Source organism: Syntrophorhabdaceae bacterium (assembly GCA_028713955.1).
In the GTDB taxonomy this organism is placed as follows: Bacteria; Desulfobacterota; Syntrophorhabdia; order Syntrophorhabdales; family Syntrophorhabdaceae; genus UBA5609.
Genome location: JAQTNJ010000285.1, coordinates 1 through 3,592, shown reverse-complemented (window position 1 = coordinate 3,592; position 3,592 = coordinate 1). Strand labels below are relative to the sequence as shown.

The window sequence follows — 3,592 nt, the reverse complement described above, 5'->3', positions numbered from 1 at the left end:
GCCGCCTGTACCGTTCCCAGGCCGAGGCCGGCTACGGAGGCAACGACCATGAACTGCGCTTTGGTCTGGATGAAATAAACCGTTGTTGCTGTCAGTATCCAGAGCATGAGTGATAACATGACCACTTTCTTCGGTCCCCGGTAATCAATGAACCGTGCCATGACGAATGCGCCTGCAAGGGCAGTGGCCTGAATGATGAGATATATGCCGATCAGTTCTTCCGGCTTGAAGAAAAGGGTTGTAGCGGCAAAGATGCTGGAAAAGACAATGACCGTATTGACACCATCTTCATATATCAGATAGGCAAGAAGAAATCTTCTTTGTTCCCTGTTTCGCAGCAGCCTGCGGAATGTTGCCATCGTTGATCTAAAACCATCAATGCCTGCGTTACAGGGACTGACATGATCTTTTTCATCGCCGGGTAAAAAGAGAAACGCGGGCAGGGAAAAGATGCCGAAAAAGACAGCTACCATAGGCCAGATAAAATCGATATGACCGGTTTTCAAAAGAAGGAGCCCGATGAGGAGAGATACAATGGAACCGGCATAACCTATCCCATATCCCCAGGCGGATACCCTGCCCTGATATGTCGTATCGGCAATATCATTGAGGAAGGCGTTGTAAAAGACGAGCCCTCCCTCAAGGCCGATGTTTGCCAGAATGATCATAAAAAAACCTTCGATGACCATTCCTTCTTTGAGAAAGTACAAAGAGGCTGTCATGACTATGCAGAGCAGCGTATAGACTATAAGGAACCTTTTCCGTTTCTTTGCATAATCTGCGATGCCGCCGAGAAAAGGGGAGCTGAGGGCCACAAAGGCCATGCTTAATGCTATTGCCCTGCCCCACCACAGATCGCCTTCATTCAATGTGTTGCCGACAATGATGTTCGTGTAATATACGGGGAATACGACCGCCGCTATTACAGCGGAATAGCTGGAATTGGCAAAATCGAAAAGACACCAGGAGAGTACCTTTTTATTCATGTCATACAATACAATTTATTTTAAACCTTATCATCTTAAAAATATCTTTTGCAATTTTAACAATACGGGATATAATCGTTATCAAACTTAGCATTTGGCGTCAGGAGATCGACTATTCACTGCCTTTAAAGGAGGGTTTATGGACCTACGGGTTTTTGAGAAGATGGAGCCGCCTGAATTGCAGCGTTACATTGAATTTTTGCTCTGGCATTACCGGGTTATCGACGCCTTCTGGTTCCTTTACGTTGCCGATAAGTTTGACCAGCCAACAGCGGAGCGGATCAATGAGCAGGTCTGGGGACGGGTGTCGAAGATGGCGGCCGATGACCTTTTAAAGAGGTTCAACATCACAGAGAAGGGACTCACGGGTTTTGTAAAGGCGTTAAGGTTTTTCCCATGGACGATCATCGCGGAGTATCAGGTTGAGGAAAAGGATAACGAGGTTATTATTACTATACCGCATTGCCCTACCCAGGAAGCAAGGCTTAAGAGGGGCCTCGATGAATTTGTTTGCAAATTCATGCATAAAGGCGAATTCGAGAATTTTTGCTATGCAATAGATCCCAGGATCAAGGTGGAGTGTCTCTTCGCGCCGCCCGACCCACATCCGAAAGAGACGTTCTGCAAGTGGAGGTTCACTGTATGACGCTTGACAAATATTTAAGCCGCTGATAACATCGAAAAGAGATTTAATCCCGGATAATTCATTAGCACTTGTATCGGGATGTCCTGTAGCAAACCGTCGTGAGGCGAGGAAGCTCGGTCTTTTGCGCAAGCAAAAGTTCCGAAGCCGAACGCGAGCGATTGGAGCCGCTGGAGCGGAATGAGCGTGTTTGTGGGGACATACCGATACAAGTGCCAAACCTAATGAAAAATCCGGGATAATCCAACAAAAGGAGAGAAGATATGGATCTATTTTCAGCAATGAAAGAACGAAGAAGTTGCCGTCACTACCTCCCCGAAGCAGTAAGCGAAGATATTATTGAAAAGATACTGGAAGCAGCGACGTGGGCCCCTTCTCCTCTTAACACCCAGCCCTGGGAATTCATTGTCATCACAAACAAAGAGGTCAAGGAAAAGATCTTTGACGAAGCGAACAGGCGTCGTGTATGGGCGCTTGAGAAAAGCCAATGGAAATGGCTGGACACCTATCTGGTCGATTTTCTCAAACAAGCTCCGGTGATCATCGCTGTCGTTGGTGACCCGAAGAAGACGGGCGTTGATATGTTCATGGAAGAAGGCATGGTAGGTTACCTGTCTGCATGTTCCGCTGCAATCCAGAATATGCACCTTGCCGCGTATTCCTACGGTCTCGGTACTCTCTGGTTTACCTTATTTGATAGGAAGGTGATGAGGGAGATACTCAACATTGATGCCGCAAAAAATCCGGTCGCATTGATATGCCTTGGAAAAAAGGCCAGTGAACCTGCCGCGATACCAAGAAAAAATGTAAAGGATAAAACAACATACGTGCGATAATCCACGGCACCGTATCCAGATTATGATATATCCCGCCTCATGACCTTGAGACCGGTGATTACGTCTGCAGCACTTCGAGCAACCTGACCTCGAAGAGAAGCTCTTTGCCGGCAAGGGGATGGTTCAGATCGAGGGTTACATTGGTATCCGTTATCCTGGAAACAGTAACATTGGTAACACCGCCCTCCGGCGAGCGGACCTGAAGCACCATGCCAATCTCTAAATCAATATCGTCAGGTATACGGGATCTGTCGATGACGCCGACGAGGTCATCCCTGTAAGCACCATAAGCGTCTTCAGCCTCTATCGAAATTACCTTTGTATCACCTTCGCACATGCCTATTACTCCCTTTTCAAACCCCGGAATTACCGTTCCATGGCCGATTACAAACTCAAGGGGCTGTCTCTCCTCCGAAGAGTCAAAGACTGTACCGTCTTGCAGGGAACCTTTATAGTGGACCTTTACTTTGTCATTCATCCTGGCTTCTGCCATTTCCTTCTCCTTTTTCAAAACTTCAGGCTGAACATACGGTATGGCTCTTTCGTGAACCTTTTTAATCCACGGGCTCTTAATGGGTCAATGTGAATAAAGTTCTGAAAATACCAGCAGATCTGAAGCAGCCTTTTCTAATACCTGCGGGGATATTTGCCTTTTTGTCTCTCTTTTGGCGGACGGGCTTCCTGAACGGTAATGGTACGCCCCATGAACTGGGTACCGTGCAGTTCTTTTTTTGCCTTTTCCGCATCTGCCTGGGCTTCCATCTCGACAAAACCGAAACCCTTCCCTTCTATGATCTTGATCTCTAAAACAGTGCCGAATCCGGAAAAGAGTTCTTTCAATTGCTCGTTGCTTACAGAATAACTTAGGTTACCCACATATAACTTGTTCTGCATCACTACCTCCGTTTTTTTAATAGTTTTAAATTCATATGCTTCGTATGGAGATAGAGAGCAGTCAGCATGTCTATCTCAAGGCTGAAACATTATATGTATGGGAAAAAAGTACCTGAGTGAGAATATTTATGCTCATCATTTAATGGGCGACCCGTTTATGTTGATAGTATATGCCGGTTTATTTGAAAAGAAAAGGTTTTTCTGGACGGTCATTGGTAAAAATACCGCTGCAG

Annotated in this window: 4 protein-coding genes and 1 pseudogene; 2 read left to right on the top strand and 3 right to left on the bottom strand. The window is 46.2% G+C overall.

What is annotated here, in order from left to right; translation table 11 throughout:
• A partial coding sequence (locus tag PHU49_15765) for an MFS transporter (GenBank protein MDD5245465.1) occupies positions 1–986 on the bottom strand: 986 nt, incomplete at its 3' end.
• A gap of 139 nt (positions 987–1,125) precedes the next feature.
• On the opposite strand from PHU49_15765, the gene PHU49_15760 reads away from it, so the two are divergent.
• Both PHU49_15760 and PHU49_15755 read left to right on the top strand, forming a co-directional pair.
• Positions 1,126–1,632: a DUF6125 family protein gene (locus tag PHU49_15760; protein MDD5245464.1), complete on the top strand. Its 507-nt coding sequence runs from the start codon at positions 1,126–1,128 to the stop codon at positions 1,630–1,632.
• 260 nt (positions 1,633–1,892) lie between these two features.
• A complete protein-coding gene (locus PHU49_15755) occupies positions 1,893–2,465 on the top strand; it encodes a nitroreductase family protein (protein MDD5245463.1) in 573 nt (190 codons plus the stop codon).
• A 58-nt stretch (positions 2,466–2,523) separates the two neighbouring features.
• On the opposite strand, the pseudogene PHU49_15750 reads toward PHU49_15755, so the two are convergent.
• Positions 2,524–2,949: pseudogene (locus PHU49_15750) on the bottom strand (peptidylprolyl isomerase).
• A 143-nt stretch (positions 2,950–3,092) separates the two neighbouring features.
• Positions 3,093–3,359, bottom strand: a complete 267-nt coding sequence (locus tag PHU49_15745; protein MDD5245462.1) for a hypothetical protein — start codon at positions 3,357–3,359, stop codon at positions 3,093–3,095.
• Positions 3,360–3,592 lie beyond the last annotated feature (233 nt).

What these genes read in the sequence shown, in the direction of transcription:
- PHU49_15755 (MDD5245463.1), top strand. Translation starts at nt 1,893, where the DNA reads ATGGATCTATTTTCAGCAATGAAAGAACGAAGAAGTTGCCGTCACTAC.
- PHU49_15745 (MDD5245462.1), bottom strand. Translation starts at nt 3,359, where the DNA reads ATGCAGAACAAGTTATATGTGGGTAACCTAAGTTATTCTGTAAGCAAC.
- PHU49_15760 (MDD5245464.1), top strand. Translation starts at nt 1,126, where the DNA reads ATGGACCTACGGGTTTTTGAGAAGATGGAGCCGCCTGAATTGCAGCGT.